Genomic DNA, 16609 nt, shown 5'->3' with positions numbered 1-16609 from the left:
CATCGATGCCCGGATCGCCCAGATCGCGGGCGGTGGTCAGCAGCACGTCGCGGACCTGTGCGCTGTCCAGGTAGGGGAAGCGCTCAAACAGCAGCCCGAGAGCGCCGGTGATGTGCGGGGCCGCCATCGAGGTGCCCGTCTTCAGGCCGTAGGTGTACTCGGTGTTCTCGCTGTCGATGATCAGCCGCAGGTACTCGCTGGTTTCCTCGATGCGTCCCTGGATCTCACCGGAGACGATGGTGCTGGCGATGTCGGTGCCCGGGGCGGAGATGCACCAGTTGGCGGCGGCACCGCAGATGCTGGAGCTGTCGTCGAGCACATAGTCGGTTTCGCCATCGTCGGCGACCGGCTGGCGCACGTTGGCCACGGCCAGCCAGTAGGGTTCGATCTCCGGCTTCCAGCGGGGCAGGGCCGCAGTGATGCCCGCGACGGCCCCGCTGCCGTTGCCGGCCGACCACACCTGGATCAGGGTCGACCCGGGGGCAGCGTCGCTGCCTGCGTAGATGCTGCCGTAGACGTCGTAATCCGCGCCAATCGCGGCGTACTGGCGGTCGAGCGCCGCGGCACTCATGTTGCGGGTCGAGATGCCCCAGCTGTGGTTGATGGCGCGCACGCCCTGCGCCTGGATCTGCGCATACATGTCCAGTACGGCGTCGTCGTCCGGGTCGGTGCGGTACACCGCGCGGGGGCGATAGAAACCATCCGGATCCAGGCGCCACTCATAGTAGGTGTCACCGAACACGCGCGCTGCCGTCAGGTCGGCACCGAAGGCCACGCCATGCATGCCGGTGCCGTCGCGGTTGGCGCCGATGGTGCCCAGCACGTGGGTGCCATGATCGGCGTAGCTGAAGCCGTAGGGCAGGCCGGCCGCGATCAGGCGACCGGCGAGCGCCGCCGGCACCCCGGCACCGAGGCCGTAATAGTTGTAGCCGGGTTGTTCGCCGCGGGTCTGCGCGCAGGCCCCTTCGCCGGCGACGATCCCCGCCGTCGCGCAGTCCGGGCCGATGGTGATGCTGGTGGTGTTGCGGCCGGCGAATTCCGGGTGGGCCAGCGCCGAGCCGGAATCGAACAGCGCCAGGCGTACACCCTGGCCGGTCAGGCCGCGGGCATAGGCATGGTCGGCCCCCATCGCGGCCAGGCCCCAGTCGGCATTGAACTCGTCGCTGTGCCAACTGGCGGCGTCGCCCGCGTTGCCCAGGACCGGGGTGGACGTGGCCTGCGCCGAAGCACCAACGGTTGCGTCCGTTTGTGCACCGCCTGGCTGGGCCCACGCCGCCTGCAGCTGGCGCTGCTGTTGCCAGGCATCGAGTGAATCGGAAGCCATCGCCGGCAGGGCGGCTGCCAGCAGCAGAGAGCTGGCCACCGCGAGTGCCAGCGGGCGTTGCAAGGGGGAACGGGAGCGGGACGAACGGCCATGCAGCGGGTGATTCATCAGGCAAACTTCCTTGATTGACGGTCTACCCAGCCGCTAACTGTCCTGGATGCGTTTCACCCCCAGCGATGTGACGGGAATTTTGTTAACGCGTTAATGTTTCGTGACGGAAGCCGCACTTTTCGCGCCCTGCCGCATCCGTCTGTACAGGCACCCCTGGAGATTGACGGCGTGCTGGCCGCCGCACAGTTTTCGTTTTCGCCCCTCATTGAACAGGAACGCCATGGCTGTCAGACGCATCGTCGCCAACATCGCCACACCCGATCCGACGCGCGCCGCCGCGTTCTACGGCGGCATCCTCGGCATGCCGGTGGTGATGGATCATGGCTGGATCGTCACCTACGCCGGGCAGCACACTGCGCCTGCGCAGCTCAGCTTCGCCAGAGAGGGCGGGTCGGGAACGCCGGTACCGGACCTGTCGATCGAGGTGGACGATCTGGATGACGTCCTGCAACGGATCCGCAGCGCCGGCATTGATGTCGTTTATGGTCCTGTCGAGGAGCCATGGGGCGTGCGTCGGTTCTTCGTCAGGGACCCGTTCGGGCGCCTGCTGAACCTGCTCAGCCACAGCTGAGGCGCGTTGCTCAGTCCTGCTGACCCGGTTCGTCGCGATCCCGTGGACCGTGGTCGGATTGCTGGCGCTGCTGCTGTGCGCGGGCGTGGCGTGCATGGCCGCCTTCGCGACCGATCGCGGCCATGTGCTGGCGATCGCGGCTGATGGCTTCGCCTCCCTTGCGGCCGGCAATGCGCGCCTCGGCGGGACTGAATTCATGGGCGTTGCCGGAGGCATGGGCGGCGCGCCCACCCTTGGCGGCGATCGCGCGCTGCGTGCGCTGGTCCATCGACGCGAACCCGCGGTTGCTGCTGGCCATAGGGGATCTCTCTCGGCGTGGCGGAGTCTCATGCTTGCCGACGGCAGGCTAACGGTGCGTCCGCGGATGGCGCGTGGCCTTCACGCTGTGCCTGCCTGCTGTTGACGCTGCACTTGCGCAGCGCCGCTATCGCCCTGGACACAGGCCACGCCTAGAATCGGTTCATCCCGGTAGCTCCCGGGCGCTGTTGAGTGAATGGACTCAATGAAGATTCTGTTGACCGGAAGTTCCGGGCGGATCGGACGCGCGATCTTCGGCGCGTTGGCGGCCACCCATGAAGTCATCGGGCTGGACCGCAGCCCGTTCGCCACTACACGCATCATTGCCGACGTCACCAACACGAAGGCACTGGAGCGTGCCGTGCGCGGCGTGGATGCGGTGATCCACACCGCTGCGCTGCATGCACCGCATGTCGGGCTGGTGCCGGACACGGTGTTCCAGCAGATCAACGTGGAGGCGACCGCGCAGCTGCTGCGGCTGGCGCGCGATGCTGGCGTCGGACGCTTCGTGTTGACCAGCACCACCGCCCTGTACGGCCATGCCGTGGTGGCGGGCGGTTGCCGCTGGATCGACGAAGACACTGAACCCCTGCCGAGGACCATCTACCACCGCACCAAGCTGCAGGCCGAGGCGCTGGCCGAAGCCGCGGCATCGGAGGCGTTCGCCGTGCGCGTGCTGCGCATGGGCCGCTGCTTCCCCGAGCCTCCCGAGCGCATGGCGATGTTCCGCCTGCACCGGGGCCTGGATGCACGCGATGTGGCCAGCGCGCATGCCGCGCTGCTGCACAACGGGGGCGCACCGTTCCAGCGCTACATCGCCTGCGCGCCGACCCCCTTCCGGCGCGAGGACTGCCTGGAACTGGCCACCCAGCCACGCCGGGTGCTGGCGCGGCGCGCACCGCAGCTGCTGGCCGAGTTCGAGCGCCGCGGCTGGCCACTGCCGCTGAGCATCGACCGCGTGTACGACGGCAGCCGTGCGGTTGCGGTGCTGGGCTGGCAGCCGCGCTACGGTCCGGACGATGTACTGCAGCAGTACGCGGCAGGCAGCATCGAAGTGCTGCCACGCACGCAGTGGTTGAAGGACCGGGTGGTCGAGTAGGTTCGCCGCACGTATGAGCCATCCCAAACTGAGTGCATTCAGCTTGACGCAGGGCAACGGCTCAACCCCGCCGCGGAACGGCCGCTAACCCGGTGCGCCCTTGCGGTGCCGGGCATCGCCCGGCTCAGACAGGTCGCCGCGCGAGGGATCGCGCACCAGCGCGGCGCCAACGCGGTGCCGGATGTCCTGACCTGCCTTGCGGACCCTCCCATGCCGTCTTCCCGCTCCGCCGCTGCCCGTCGTCCGGGCAGCATCGCCCACAAGCTGATGCTGGGCACCGCTGCCATCGCGCTGTTGTGCTTCGGCCTGACCGCCTTTCTGATCTACCGCCAGGCCAGTGCCAGCCTGATCAACGCATCGCGGCAGACCATGGTCAGCGAGGCGCAGGCCGAAGCACGCCAGGTCGCGGCCGATCTGGGCACCGCCTTCGCCAGCAACGATGCCATGGTCGAGGCCGTCCTGGCCCAGCGCGCACGGGGCGACCAGCCTGACCGTGCCAGCCTGGCGGCCGTGCTCGGCGAGCAGCTGCGCGCGCACCCTGAGTGGCTGGGCAAGAGCACCATGTGGGAGGCCGATGCCTTCGATGGCAAGGACGCGGAGTTTGTCAACAGCGAGGCGCATGATGCCACCGGTCGCTACATGAGCTACTGGGCCTGGCAGGATGGCAAACCGCAGCAGTCGGTGATGACCGACTACACCGAAACCGCCAGCGGTTCCGGTGACTGGTACATGGGGCCGAGCCGCGACAAGCTGCCCAAGGTGAGCGAGCCCTATGCCTATGAGATCGCCGGCCAGCAGGTGCTGATGAGCACCCTGAGCACGCCCATCGTGGAGAACGGCACGTTCCTCGGCGTGTTCACCGTCGATTTCTCGCTGGCGGCGCTGCAGAAGCATCTGGCGACGCTTGCGCCGATGGGAGCAGGCCGCGTTGAACTGCTTTCGCCCAAGGGCGTAGTCCTGGCTTCGGCCGACGCCGCCGAGATCGGCAAGCCGCGCACCGATGCCTTCACCCGCGACATGCTGGCCGCAATCGCGGCCGACAGGACCGTCGAAGCGTTCGAGCCGGATGCCGCCGGCAATGTGCGCCTGTACGTGCCACTGCGGGTTGGCGATGCCCCGCAGCGCTTCGCGCTGGGTGTGGTGGTGCCGCATGCCGTGATCGTGGCCGAGGCTCGCCAGCTGCTGTGGCTGACGCTGCTGGTCGGCGTGCTGGCCGCGCTGACATTGAGCGCCGGCGTCTACCTGCTGCTGCGCCAGCTGGCGATCCGGCCGCTGGCGCAGGCGGTACGCGTTGCAGGAGACGTGGCGGCGGGCAAGCTGGACACCGCGCTGCCGGCGCGCGGCAATGATGAGGTCGGGCGCCTGCTCGAGGCGATGCAGGGCATGCGGGGACAGCTGCAGGCGGTGATGGCGGCGCAGGCGGAGATGGCACGCCGCCATGATGCGGGCGAGCTCAGTTACCGGATGGACGCGGCGGCCTTCCCGGGGGAGTACGGTCGCATGGTGGCCGACAGCAATCAGCTGGTGGCGTCCAGCAATGCGGTCACCCAGCGGCTGGTGGACGTGATGCAGCGCTACGCGGTGGGCGATCTGAGCGTGGACATGGAGCCGCTGCCGGGCGAGAAGGCGGTGTTCACCGCCGCCATGGCCACCACCAAGAGCAACCTGGCGGCGATCAACGAGCAGATCCAGCAGCTGGCCGCCGCTGCTGCCGCCGGCGACTTTGCCGTGCGTGGTGACAGTGAGCGGTTCGAGCACGATTTCCGCCGCATGGTGACCACGCTGAACGCGATGATGCAGGCCAGCGACCACAACCTCGCGGCGCTTTCCACGCTGCTGCGCGCCATCGCCGCCGGCGATCTCAGTGCACGCATGCAGGGCGACTTCCATGGTGTGTTCGCGGTGATGCGCGACGATGCCAACAGCACCGCGCAACAGCTGACCCATATCGTCGGCCAGATCCAGCAGTCAGCGGCGAGCATCCGCCTGGCGGCCGGCGAGATCGCCGCGGGCAACAGCGATCTGTCGCGTCGCACAGAACTGCAGGCGGCCAACCTGGAAGAAACGGCAGCGTCGATGGAGGAGTTGACCTCCACCGTGCGCCAGAATGCCGATCATGCCCTGCAGGCGAACACGTTGGCCGCATCGGCGGCGGACGTGGCCAGCGAAGGCGGAACGGTGGTCGGCCAGGTGGTACAGACCATGCAGCAGATCGAAACCTCATCGCAGCGCATCGCCGAGATCATCTCGGTGATCGACGGCATCGCCTTCCAGACCAACATCCTGGCCCTTAACGCCGCCGTTGAGGCCGCGCGTGCGGGCGAGCAGGGACGCGGCTTCGCCGTGGTGGCCAGCGAAGTGCGTGCGCTGGCCCAGCGCTCGGCCGCAGCGGCGAAGGAAATCAAGGGACTGATCGACGCATCGGTGGCCCAGGTCGGCAGCGGTGCGCAGCTGGTGCACCGCGCAGGCAACACCATGCAGGAGATCGTCGGCCAGGTCGGGCGGGTCAACGAGATCATGGCCGAGATCTCGGCCGCCTCGCGCGAGCAGTCGGCCGGCATCGAGCAGGTCAACCAGACCGTGGTGCAGATGGATGAAACCACCCAGCAGAATGCGGCGCTGGTGGAAGAGGCCAGTGCTGCCGCGCGCGCGATGGAAGAGCAGGCCGAGCAGCTTGCGGTGGCGGTGTCCCGCTTCCGGCTGCAGTCGGAAGCGGGCACGGGCACGACGGCCACGCTGCGCGCGGCCTGATGCCGGAAACGAAGACGCCCGGCGGGGGCCGGGCGTCGGTTGCATCCTTGCCGCGCGTCCGTGCGCAGGTCTGAGTGGCTCAGAACATTCCTTCAAACGGGTTCCAGCCGGTCCGGCCTTCCACCTTTTCCAGGTAATAGCTGTAGTTGGTGCTGGAGGCGACCAGGACATTGAAGGCGATGAACACCGCGCGGCCGACGATGTCGGGCAGGAACATCGTGATGGCCGCCAGGGCGATGGCGATGCCGACCACCACCAGCGCCTTGCGCCACATGCCCAGGATCAGCAGGTAGATAGGGCCGAAGAACAGGGCAAAGATGTTCAGGTTGATCTTCAGGCGGTCACCGAAGGACAGGGCCCGCCATGCCTGCTTGAAGCCGGGCTCCTTGGGCGCGCCGTGCTGGCGGTAGAAGTTGAAGCGGAACTGCCACTTGGGGCTGAAGTGGGTGAGGTCGACGGTATTCATGGGAGGAACTTCCCTGTGAGAAAACGTTTTCATGCTACCGGAAATGCCTATTCAGGATCCAGCGCTGCGTGCCTGGAACGTGACGCATGCCCTTTGCAGGCGCAGGCCTCACCGGCTTGTACGTCACCCATCCGCCTTGTTTTTAGGATAGGGTGCGCAGTTCCGCTGCCGCCCGGTTGGACCCGCGCGGCAGCGGGGATGTCCACGGAGGTTGCATGACCACACCCGCTACACCGGAAAACGCACCGGGACCGGTGCTTCTGCCCACACCCGAAGTGGTGCAGGCCCAACAACTGCTCGCCCGCCAGCAACTGGCGGTGGCGATGGACCGTGCGCGCACCGCTGCCCTGCAGGACGCGGCCGGCGTCGTCCTGCAGGACGAGTAACGCGCGCTGCTGAAGTACGATCGATCGCGTTGGCCCCGTCGCCAGCGCGATCGCCGAGGGATGTGCCGCCGCCCGTTTTGCTCGATCCAATTGTGGTCGATCCGGCAGGCCGTCGGCAGCCTCGCCTGCTGTTTGCTGAATGGGGAGAAATCCCGGCGTAGGCCTTCGCACCCGGCTTACATGTAGCGGCCTAGACTGGGCCGCATTTTCGATTCCGCCCCGTTGGAGATCGTGTGGGTTCCGGTAGTGACAGACAGCGACTGCGCAGCCTCAGGCCGACGCAGCCAGGACAAGTGCGGGCGCCGGGAAGGCGCGCCGGGAACCTTCGTGCATGCAGCCTGGCCGGGACGGCCGGCCATGCCGACTGCGCGGAGTAGGCGCCGATGGGGGTGCAGACCATCCATGCGGAGGCGGAATCGCCCGGGCCTGACGCCGGCTGGGCGCTGCTGCCTGCCGAAGTGCCCTTGCCGATGCCCGAGCAGACCCTGCGCGAAGGGCAGCTCAGGGTGCGCCGGCACCGCACCTCGCCACGCCTGATCGGCCTGCGTCGGCTGTACATCCTGGGCGGCACGCTGGTGATGACCGCAGCGGCCACCCGGATGATGTGGCGGGTGTTGTCGGTCAACGGCATCAGCGTGCTCGAAGCCTGCCTGCTGGTGCTGTTCGTGGGCCTGTTCGCCTGGATCGCGCTGTCGTTCGCCAGCGCGGTGGCAGGCTTCCTCACCGCCGTGTTCGACCGTGGCTATCGCCTGGGCATTGATCCGGACAAGCCGCTGCCCACCGTGCACAGCCGCACGGCGCTGCTGATGCCGACCTACAACGAGGATCCGCGCCGGCTGCTGGCCGGCCTGCGTGCGATCTACGAATCGGTGGCGGCCACCGGCCAGCTGGAGCGTTTCGACTTCTTCGTGCTCAGTGACACCCGCCGTGACGATATCGCGCGGGCCGAAGAGCAGGTCTTCGCCGAGCTCCGCGAGCAGGTGCCCGACGGCCGCGTGCGGCTGTTCTACCGCCGTCGTGGCGACAACAGTGGCCGCAAGGCGGGCAACATCGCCGACTGGGTGCGCCGCTTCGGCGGGGCCTACCCGCAGATGCTGATCCTGGACGCCGACAGCCTGATGACCGGCGACAGCATCGTGCGCCTGGTGGCCGGCATGGAACACAACGCTGACGTCGGCCTGATCCAGACCCTGCCGTCGGTGATCGGCGGACGCACCCTGTTCGCCCGCATGCAGCAGTTCGGTGGCCGCGTCTACGGGCCGGTGATCGCCCGGGGCGTGGCCTGGTGGCACGGCGCTGAAAGCAACTACTGGGGCCACAACGCCATCATCCGCACCCGTGCCTTCGCCGACCATGCCGGCCTGCCATCGCTGCCTGGGCGCAAGCCGTTCGGCGGCCACGTGCTCAGCCACGACTTCGTCGAAGCCGCGCTGATGCGGCGTGGCGGCTGGGCCGCGCACATGGTGCCGTACCTGGGGGGCAGCTATGAGGAAGGCCCGCCGACCCTGACCGACCTGCTGGTGCGCGACCGTCGCTGGTGCCAGGGCAACCTGCAGCACGGCAAGGTGGTCGGCAGCCGCGGCCTGCACTGGATCAGCCGCATGCACATGCTGATCGGCATCGGCCATTACTTCACTGCGCCCATGTGGGCGATGCTGATGCTGATCGGCATCGCCATCCCGCTGTTCCAGGAAGGCATCGACTTCAATGCCGTGCTGCACCTGGCGCCCGGCGTGTACTGGCGCGCGCAGGACGAGCAGCAGGTGGTGCGCCTGTTCGCCGCCACCATGGCGGTACTGCTGATGCCCAAGGTGCTGGGCTACCTGGCGATGCTGCTGGACCCGGTGGATCGTCGTGGCTGCGGCGGTGCGTTCCGTGCCTTCGTGTCGATGCTGGTGGAGACCGTGCTGGCGGCACTGATGGCGCCGGTGGTCATGTATGTGCAGTCCCGCGGCGTGGCCGAAGTGCTGTCCGGACGCGACTCGGGGTGGGACGCCCAGCAGCGCGACGACGGTGGCATTTCCTGGATGGCGCTGGTGCGCGGTTACGGCGGCCTGGGCCTGTTCGGCGCCTTCATGGGCGTGCTGGCCTGGCTGGTCTCGCCGTCGCTGGCGGCATGGATGGCGCCGGTGGTGATCGGCATGGTGCTGGCCATCCCGGTGGTCGCACTGACCTCGTCGCGCGGTCCCGGTGCGTTTCTGCACCGGCTGGGCCTGCTCGACATCCCCGAGGAGAACATTCCGCCGCCGGTGCTGGTACGCGCCGCGCAGCTGCGCCGGGAAGCGGCCGAACAGCCACCGCTGTACTGATCGCCCCACACCGGCGGCATAATGCGGCTCGCATCTGAAGGAGCCGCAACATGCTGCAAACGGTGGAACAGGAAACCGGCGCCTCGCCGCAGTGGTCGGTGATCTGGCTGCACGGCCTCGGCGCCGATGGCCATGACTTCGCCCCGATCGTTCCGGAGCTGGTGCGTCCGCACTGGCCGGCGCTGCGCTTCGTGTTCCCGCACGCCCCGGTGCGGCCGATCACGATCAACAACGGCGTGCCGATGCGCGGCTGGTACGACATCGTCGGCATGGATTTCCGTTCCCGCGCCGACATGGCCGGCGTGCGCGAATCGGTGGCCCAGGTAGAGGCCCTGATCGCCCGCGAGATCGAGCGGGGCATCACGCCGGAGCAGATCTTCCTGGCCGGCTTCTCGCAGGGGGGCGCGATCATTCTTACCGCCGCGCTGTCGCGCACGGCGCCGCTGGCCGGGCTGATCGCGCTGTCCACCTACCTGCCCGACGCGGACAGCGCCGAGCGCGTGGCTACCGCAGTGGACGTGCCGGTGTTCATGGCTCACGGCAGCGGCGACCCGGTCATTCCGCAGGCGGTAGCCGCACACAGCGCGCAGGCGCTGCGCGCGTTGGGCCTGCAGGTGCAGTGGCACAGCTACCCGATGGCGCACCAGGTCTGTGCCGAGGAGATCGATGCCCTGGGTGACTGGCTGCAGGAACGCCTGGGCGTCGCCTGACCCATGTCTCCGGCCAGCACGCCTCCCTGGATGCCGGAACTGTGCCGCCTGCGGCGGCTGGCGGCGATGCTCGGCCTGGCCGAGCTGGTGGTGGTGCTGCTGGCCCTGGCCCCCGATGGCAGCCGTCACTGGACGGTGGGCGAGCTGCTTTCGGCCAGCGGTTTCGCACTCTGGCTGGCGCTGGCGGTGACCGCCAGCCTGTGCATGCTGCGGCAGGCGCTGTCGAGGCTGCCACCGCTGCTGGGCGCCGCTGCGGCGATCGCACTGGCGGCGCTGATCGCCGTGGTCTGCGCGGGCATCATCCACGCGCTGTATGCCGTGCTGGGCGACAGCTTCGCCCGTGGCATCAGCTTCTGGCGCTTCACCCTTGGCAGTGCGGCCACCAGCGCACTGATCAGCGCGCTGGCCCTGCGCTACTTCTACGTGAGCGACCGCTGGGCCGCGCAGGTGCAGGCCAACGCACGTGCACAGGCCGATGCACTGCAGGCCCGGATCCGACCGCATTTCCTGTTCAACAGCATGAATCTGATCGCCAGTCTGCTGCATCGTGATCCGGCGGTGGCCGAACGCGCCGTGCTGGACCTGTCCGATCTGTTCCGCGCGGCGCTGGGGGCGGGCGATGGAGATTCCACCCTGCAGGCCGAATGCGAGCTGGCCGAGCGTTACCTGTCGATCGAGTCGCTGCGCCTGGGAGAGCGCCTGCAGGTGCATTGGCAGCGTGACGAGCCGCTGCCGTGGGAGCAGCCGCTGCCGCGGCTGGTGTTGCAGCCACTGGTGGAAAACGCGGTGCTGCATGGCATTTCGCGGTTGCCGGAAGGTGGCACCGTCGAGCTGCACGTGGCGCGCGAAGGCAACGAGCTGCACATCCGCGTACGCAATCCCGCTCCCGATCCACAGACGCCGGGGCTGGCCCTGGCCCGCGGCGCCGGGCATGCCCAGCACAGCATCGGTCATCGCCTGGCGTGGCGCTTCGGCAGTGCCGCACGGATGACGGCCGGCTGGAGCGAGGGCTACTATGCCTGCCAGGTGACGGTGCCGATCCAGTGAGGGAACGATCGTGAGGGTAGTCATCGCCGATGACGAACCGCTGGCGCGCGAGCGCCTGCGCAGCCTGCTGGCGGCGCAGGAGGGGGTGGACGTGGTGGCCGAGGCCGGTAACGGCGAGCAGGCCCTGCACGCCTGCGCGGAACTGCAGCCGGACCTGGTGCTGCTGGACATCGCGATGCCCGGACTGGATGGGCTGGAAGCGGCCCGTCACCTGGCCAGCTTCGAGCCACGCCCGGCGGTGGTGTTCTGTACGGCCTACGACGCGCATGCCTTGTCGGCATTCGAAGCGGCGGCCATCGACTACCTGATGAAGCCGGTGCGTGCCGAGCGGCTGGCAGCGGCCATCGCGCGCGCACGGACCTTTCTGGCCGGGCGCGGGGGGCAGCCACAGCACGACGCGGGGCAACAGGCACGCAGCATGCTGTGCGCCCGGCTGCGGGGCAGCCTGCGGCTGATTCCACTGGATGACATCCATTACCTGCAGGCCGAGGAAAAGTACGTGGTGGTGCACCACGCGCGTGGTGAGGACCTGATCGAGGAGTCGCTGAAGTCGCTGGAGGAGGAATTCGCCAGCCGCTTCGTGCGCATCCACCGCAACTGTCTGGTGGCGCGGCACGAACTGGTGGAACTGCGTCGTGGCGTGGGCGGGCAGGTGCAGGCGGTGCTCCGGCATGGCAAGCAGCCGCTGGAGGTCAGCCGCCGCTGTGTGGCGACGCTGAAGCAGGAACTGCGGCATCTGTGAGTGTCCGACTCACCCTCGCGAATTTCCCGGTGACGGACGGCAACGTGTTATCGGGTGGGAGAGAGGGGTCAGATCCCTTTTCCGCAGGAAAAGGGATCTGACCCCGAGAGCCGCTGGCTGTTGCTTCTGCTTCTTTCTTTTGATCTTCCGTGGCTGGCGCACACGGAAACTGTCAGAGGCCGGGCGGGGTGGGTTGCGCAGGGGCGTGAGCCGCATGGATGCGGCGACCGAGCTTACATGGACGTGCTTGCAGCGGCCCCTGCGCAGCCCATCCCGCCCGGCCAAGCACGGCTGTTGCTTCAGCCTTGTCCCCAGCCAGCCACGAGGGGCTCCGCCGTTGGCTGTATCCGCGCCGAAGGCGCGATAATGACCGGATGGAAACCGTCCGCATCGCCACCCGCAAGAGCCCGCTCGCCCTCTGGCAGAGCGAACACGTCGCCGACCGCCTCCGCCAGGCCCATCCCGGCCTGCACGTGGAGCTGGTCCCGATGAGCACGCGCGGCGATGAAGTGCTCGACCGCTCGCTGGCCGCCATCGGTGGCAAGGGCCTGTTCCTGAAGGAACTGGAGCTGGCCATCCTGCGCGGCGACGCCGACTGCGCCGTGCATTCGCTGAAGGATGTGCCGATGGAACTGGATGCGCCGTTCGTGCTGCCGGCCATGCTGCCCCGTCATGACCCGGCCGACGGCTTCGTCTCCAACCTCTATGCCTCGCTTGATGCGTTGCCCATCGGCGCGCGCGTCGGCACGTCCTCGCTGCGCCGCCAGGCCCAGCTGCGTGCGCTGCGCCCGGACCTGGAACTGCTGGACCTGCGTGGCAACGTCAATACGCGCCTGGCCAAGCTCGACAACGGGGGCTACGACGCCATCGTGCTGGCCGTCGCCGGGCTGGAGCGCCTGGGACTGGGCGATCGGATCGTGCTGCGCCTGCAGCCGCCGCACTGGCTGCCGGCGCCGGCGCAGGGCGCCGTGGCCGTGGAGTGCGACGGCAGCAATGCGCCGCTGATGGCCTTGTTCGCTGCGCTCGATGACGCCGCGACACGCGCCTGCGTGGAAGCGGAGCGGGCAATGAACCGCGCGCTGCATGGCAGCTGCCATGTGCCGGTGGCGGCGATCGCGCAGTGGCAGGGGCAGGACCTGCACCTGCAGGGGCTGGTCGGCAGCGCCAGCGATGGCCGTGCGGTGCGCGCCGAAGGCGTGGGCCCGGCCAGCGACCCGGACGCGCTGGGCCAGCGCGTGGCGCAGAGGCTGCTCGATGGCGGGGCGGGTGAGCTGCTGAACGCCTGACCCGGCCGATTCCCTCGGCCAGGCGCTGCGGAACAGAAACGAAAACGGGCGCCAGGCGCCCGTTTCGCTTATTTGAACTTGTAGACCACGTTCATGGTGGTCAGCGTATCGGTCTTGCGCTTGTCCACCGCGACGTCGCTGTTGTAGCGGGCCTGCCAGCCGGCCTTCAAGGCCAGGTGTTCATTCATGCTCACCGACAGGCCGAAATCGTTCTGGCCGAAGGTGTTGTACGACCCCGATTCGACCAGCAGCGTGTTGACCAGATCGGTGTTCTCGGTAAGCGAGTACTTCATGTCGAACAGGCCACGACCGATCAGCCCGGTACGGGTGCGATCATCCTCGGTGCTGTGGGTGCGGCGCACACCGGGGCCGACCTGGGCATCGAAATAGAAGCGCTCGGTACTCCACAGACGGGTGCCGTAACCCAGACCGAACGAGCTCTGGCGGTCGTAGGTGGCGAAGTCATCGCGCTCGGTACGCACCGTGGCGGTCAGCTGGCGGTGCTCGCCCAGCTGCAGCGCGCTGCCGGCGCTGCCGGTGTAGCGGTTGGCGGTGGTGTTGTTGCGGCGGGTGGTGGTGCCGTCGTCGTTGGTCTCGGTCACCTTGGAGCTGGAACGCAGGCCGAACAGGTCCATGCTGTGCACCCAGTCACCGTCGGTGTAGCGCAGGCGCAGGCGACCGTTGAAGCTCTCGGTGCTGCTGTTGCCGCGTGCCGAGGCGAAGCCGAGCTCGCCGCCGCTGCCGCTCCAGGGCGAGGACATCGCCGCCAGTTCGGATGCATCCTGCGCGTACGCCAGCGGGGCGCAGAGCAGCAGGGGAATCAGCAGGGACACGCGCAGGGACATCGAGGCTTCTCCGAAGCGGTTAACAACCCGTGATGATACTGGAAGCGTGATGGCCGTCCGCCCCATGGCGCTGGCCGCTTCAGCAGGCGTTGTCACCGCTCCCCATTCAGGGCAGCTCGATGCGGAGGGAGGGGTCGTTGAAGCGCGAATAGCGCAGGCGCAGCTGGAACACCTTGCCGTTGCTGCTGCCGCTGCGCACGATCTGGCGTGGCAGGCCCTGCCCATCCACCCAGTACTCCAGGCGCTCGCCGGGGCCGGCGCCACGCAGCCGGTAGCGGCGGGTCTGGACCCCGTCCAGCGTCTGGCTGCCCAGATCCTCGGCCTGCAGCGCCGCGGGCGCGACGTCGGCCGGCAGCGGCGTCCGCCATTGCTCGAGCAGACCGGGCGGCGTCGGCACCTGGCGGATGGCCCCGTCGGCCTGCAGGAACATCGTGTCACCGATGATGGTCTGTGCACCGGCCGCCGTCTGTACCCGGAATCGGTCCGGGGCCACGAAGTCCATCGCACTGCGGACCGGCTGTGGCGTACCCAGCACTTCCAGTTCCGCGTGGAAGCTGCGCAGGGCGGCGAACCGTTGGCTGGCGGCCAGTACCGCCTGCGCCGGGTCGGCCTGCGGAACGACCGCGTCGCCGCCGGACGGCGCTGGGGGGCGACCACAGGCAGCCAGCAGCAGGCAGGCCAGCAGGGGCAGGGCGGGCAACCGGCGCATGGGAGGGCTTTCGCAGAGGGCGGGGCGCCCACGATAGCCCAAACCCCCCACACAAGACCCGCGACTCGGACATAATCGGGGGCATGGACCGATACGAACGCATCACCGCCCTGCATCGTCTGCTCAAGTCCGCGCGCTATCCGGTGACGGTGGCGACCCTGCAGGACAAGCTCGGTTGTTCCCGTGCCACCGTCTACCGCGACCTGGCGTTCCTGCGCGACGCGCTGATGGCGCCGATCGAGGGCGATGGTGAGGCCGGCTTCCGCTATCACGCCGACGAAAGCGACCGCTTCGAACTACCCGGCCTCTGGCTCAGCTCGGAGGAGCTGCATGCCCTGCTGGCATCGCAGCACCTGCTGGCCCGTACCGGCGGCGGCGTGCTGTCTTCGGTGCTGGCACCGCTGCAGCAGCGCATCGAAAGCCTGCTGGCCGCGCAGGCGGGGGTCTCCAGCTGGCCGGTGGACCGGGTGCGGGTCATTCCGCATCGCGGCCGCAAATTCGACGAAGGCAGCTTCCGCAGCGTGGCTTCGGCCGTGCTCGAGCGGCGCCAGCTGGGCTTCGAGTACCGCGCCCGTTCCACCGACGAACCGACCAAGCGCACTGTTTCGCCGCAGCGCCTGACCCACTACCGCGACAACTGGTACCTCGATGCGTGGGACCACGACCGCGAGGCCCTCCGCAGCTTCGCGGTGGACCGGATCCACAAGGCGCGGGTGATCGACCACACGGCCCGTGACGTGGCCGACAGCGAACTGGACGAGCAGCTGGGTGCCAGCTACGGCATTTTCTCCGGTGCGCCGAAGGGCTGGGCCACCATCCTGTTCAGCGCCAAGGCTGCGCGCTGGGTCGCCGATGAGCACTGGCATTCCAAGCAGCAGGGCCGTTTCCTGGCCGACGGCCGCTATGAACTGAAAGTGCCTTACAGCGTGTCACGCGAACTGCTGATGGATGTGCTGCATTACGGCTCGGATGCCGAGATCGTCGAACCGACGATGCTGCGCGAGCAGGCCAAGGCGCTGCTCGAGCTGGCCCTGAGCAACTACGATAGATCCTGACCTCCCCCCGAGAATCATTCCGCCCATGAAGAAGACCCTGTTGCTGCCCCTGCTCGCCGCTGCGCTGGCCCTGACCGCCTGCGGCAAGTCCGGCGAGCCTTCGCAGAAGCTGGTGGTGGCCGCCACGGCCGTGCCGCACGCCGAAATCCTCGAGGTGGTCAAGCCGATCCTCAAACAGGAAGGCGTGGAACTGGACGTGCGCGTGTTCAACGACTACGTGCAGCCCAACGACCAGCTGGTGCAGAAGCAGGTGGACGTGAACTACTTCCAGACCGAGCCGTACCTGGACGCCTACAACCGCGACCGCAAGACCGATCTGGTGACGGTGATCGGCGTGCACATCGAGCCGTTCGGCGCATACTCGCGCAAGATCAAGTCGCTGGCCGAACTGCGCGAAGGCGCGGATGTGGTCATCCCGAACGATCCGAGCAACAACAGCCGGGCGCTGATCCTGCTGCACAAGGCCGGTGTGATCGAGCTGAAGGATCCGACCAATGCGCTGGCAACCCAGCGCGACATCGTCTCCAATCCGAAGCAGCTGAAGTTCCGCGAGCTGGATTCGGCGATGCTGCCCCGCGTACTGGATCAGGTGGACCTGGCCCTGATCAACACCAACTATGCATTGGATGCGGGTCTGAACCCGACCCGGGATGCGCTGGCGATCGAAAGCAAGGACTCGCCGTACGTGAACTTCCTGGTGGCCCGGCCCGACAACAAGGATGATGCGCGCGTGCAGAAGCTGGCCAAGGCGCTCACCAGCGCACAGGTGAAGGCGTTCATCGAGACCAAGTACAAGGGTGCCGTGCTGCCGGCGTTCTGATGTTGGGGCAGCGCCGGGCCAAGCCCGGCGGATTGGGGGTTGATTCGCCGGGCCTGGCCCGGCGCTACCGCCCTCAATCGA

General features: G+C 68.1%; 16 protein-coding genes. 11 read left to right on the top strand and 5 right to left on the bottom strand.

The window, feature by feature from the left end:
- Positions 1-1432 (bottom strand): S8 family peptidase (locus tag IMX13_RS18550; RefSeq protein WP_193396948.1); only part of this gene is annotated, 1432 nt, incomplete at its 3' end.
- A 223-nt stretch (positions 1433-1655) separates the two neighbouring features.
- On the opposite strand from IMX13_RS18550, the gene IMX13_RS18545 reads away from it, so the two are divergent.
- Entirely contained in the window at positions 1656-2006 is a 351-nt protein-coding gene (locus tag IMX13_RS18545) for a VOC family protein (RefSeq protein WP_193396947.1), read from the top strand.
- 10 nt (positions 2007-2016) lie between these two features.
- On the opposite strand, the gene IMX13_RS18540 is transcribed toward IMX13_RS18545, so the two are convergent.
- A complete protein-coding gene (locus IMX13_RS18540; RefSeq protein ID WP_193396946.1) occupies positions 2017-2304 on the bottom strand; it encodes a KGG domain-containing protein in 288 nt (95 codons plus the stop codon).
- 204 nt (positions 2305-2508) lie between these two features.
- On the opposite strand from IMX13_RS18540, the gene IMX13_RS18535 reads away from it, so the two are divergent.
- Both IMX13_RS18535 and IMX13_RS19035 read left to right on the top strand, forming a co-directional pair.
- Positions 2509-3402: an NAD(P)-dependent oxidoreductase gene (locus IMX13_RS18535; RefSeq protein ID WP_053517184.1), complete on the top strand. Its 894-nt coding sequence runs from the start codon at positions 2509-2511 to the stop codon at positions 3400-3402.
- Between the two features lie 210 nt (positions 3403-3612).
- Positions 3613-6153, top strand: a complete 2541-nt coding sequence (locus IMX13_RS19035; RefSeq protein ID WP_193396945.1) for a methyl-accepting chemotaxis protein — start codon at positions 3613-3615, stop codon at positions 6151-6153.
- Positions 6154-6232: 79 nt separating this feature from the next.
- On the opposite strand, the gene IMX13_RS18525 is transcribed toward IMX13_RS19035, so the two are convergent.
- The gene (locus IMX13_RS18525; protein WP_111186117.1) at positions 6233-6619 is read right to left on the bottom strand and encodes a DUF2628 domain-containing protein; all 387 of its coding nucleotides are present in this window, start codon (positions 6617-6619) and stop codon (positions 6233-6235) included.
- 215 nt (positions 6620-6834) lie between these two features.
- Between IMX13_RS18525 and IMX13_RS18520 the strand changes: the two genes are divergently transcribed.
- From IMX13_RS18520 to hemC, 6 genes are all read left to right on the top strand, one after another.
- A complete protein-coding gene (locus IMX13_RS18520; RefSeq protein WP_164972337.1) occupies positions 6835-7005 on the top strand; it encodes a hypothetical protein in 171 nt (56 codons plus the stop codon).
- 383 nt (positions 7006-7388) lie between these two features.
- Entirely contained in the window at positions 7389-9314 is a 1926-nt protein-coding gene (gene mdoH, locus IMX13_RS18515; RefSeq protein WP_053517189.1) for a glucans biosynthesis glucosyltransferase MdoH, read from the top strand.
- A gap of 50 nt (positions 9315-9364) precedes the next feature.
- Positions 9365-10024, top strand: coding sequence for an alpha/beta hydrolase (locus tag IMX13_RS18510; protein ID WP_065174484.1), 660 nt, complete (start codon positions 9365-9367; stop codon positions 10022-10024).
- Between the two features lie 3 nt (positions 10025-10027).
- Positions 10028-11071, top strand: coding sequence for a sensor histidine kinase (locus tag IMX13_RS18505; protein ID WP_065174485.1), 1044 nt, complete (start codon positions 10028-10030; stop codon positions 11069-11071).
- Between the two features lie 10 nt (positions 11072-11081).
- Complete coding sequence (locus IMX13_RS18500) at positions 11082-11813, top strand: LytTR family DNA-binding domain-containing protein (RefSeq protein WP_053517196.1); 732 nt, start codon at positions 11082-11084, stop codon at positions 11811-11813.
- A 374-nt stretch (positions 11814-12187) separates the two neighbouring features.
- Positions 12188-13099: a hydroxymethylbilane synthase gene (hemC, locus tag IMX13_RS18495; RefSeq protein WP_053520328.1), complete on the top strand. Its 912-nt coding sequence runs from the start codon at positions 12188-12190 to the stop codon at positions 13097-13099.
- Between the two features lie 68 nt (positions 13100-13167).
- On the opposite strand, the gene IMX13_RS18490 is transcribed toward hemC, so the two are convergent.
- Complete coding sequence (locus tag IMX13_RS18490; RefSeq protein WP_065175204.1) at positions 13168-13944, bottom strand: DUF481 domain-containing protein; 777 nt, start codon at positions 13942-13944, stop codon at positions 13168-13170.
- A 106-nt stretch (positions 13945-14050) separates the two neighbouring features.
- Positions 14051-14653: a hypothetical protein gene (locus tag IMX13_RS18485; RefSeq protein ID WP_065175203.1), complete on the bottom strand. Its 603-nt coding sequence runs from the start codon at positions 14651-14653 to the stop codon at positions 14051-14053.
- 83 nt (positions 14654-14736) lie between these two features.
- On the opposite strand from IMX13_RS18485, the gene IMX13_RS18480 reads away from it, so the two are divergent.
- Positions 14737-15708 (top strand): YafY family protein, encoded by a 972-nt coding sequence (locus IMX13_RS18480; RefSeq protein ID WP_053520325.1) that lies wholly within the window; start codon positions 14737-14739, stop codon positions 15706-15708.
- A gap of 25 nt (positions 15709-15733) precedes the next feature.
- Positions 15734-16528 (top strand): MetQ/NlpA family ABC transporter substrate-binding protein, encoded by a 795-nt coding sequence (locus IMX13_RS18475; RefSeq protein ID WP_065175202.1) that lies wholly within the window; start codon positions 15734-15736, stop codon positions 16526-16528.
- Positions 16529-16609 lie beyond the last annotated feature (81 nt).

Origin of the sequence: Stenotrophomonas sp. B2 (assembly GCF_014947095.1) — a bacterium.
Lineage (GTDB): Bacteria > Pseudomonadota > Gammaproteobacteria > Xanthomonadales > Xanthomonadaceae > Stenotrophomonas > Stenotrophomonas maltophilia_P.
Note: the sequence above shows the minus strand (reverse complement) of the source record. Positions and strands in the feature narration are given on the sequence as shown.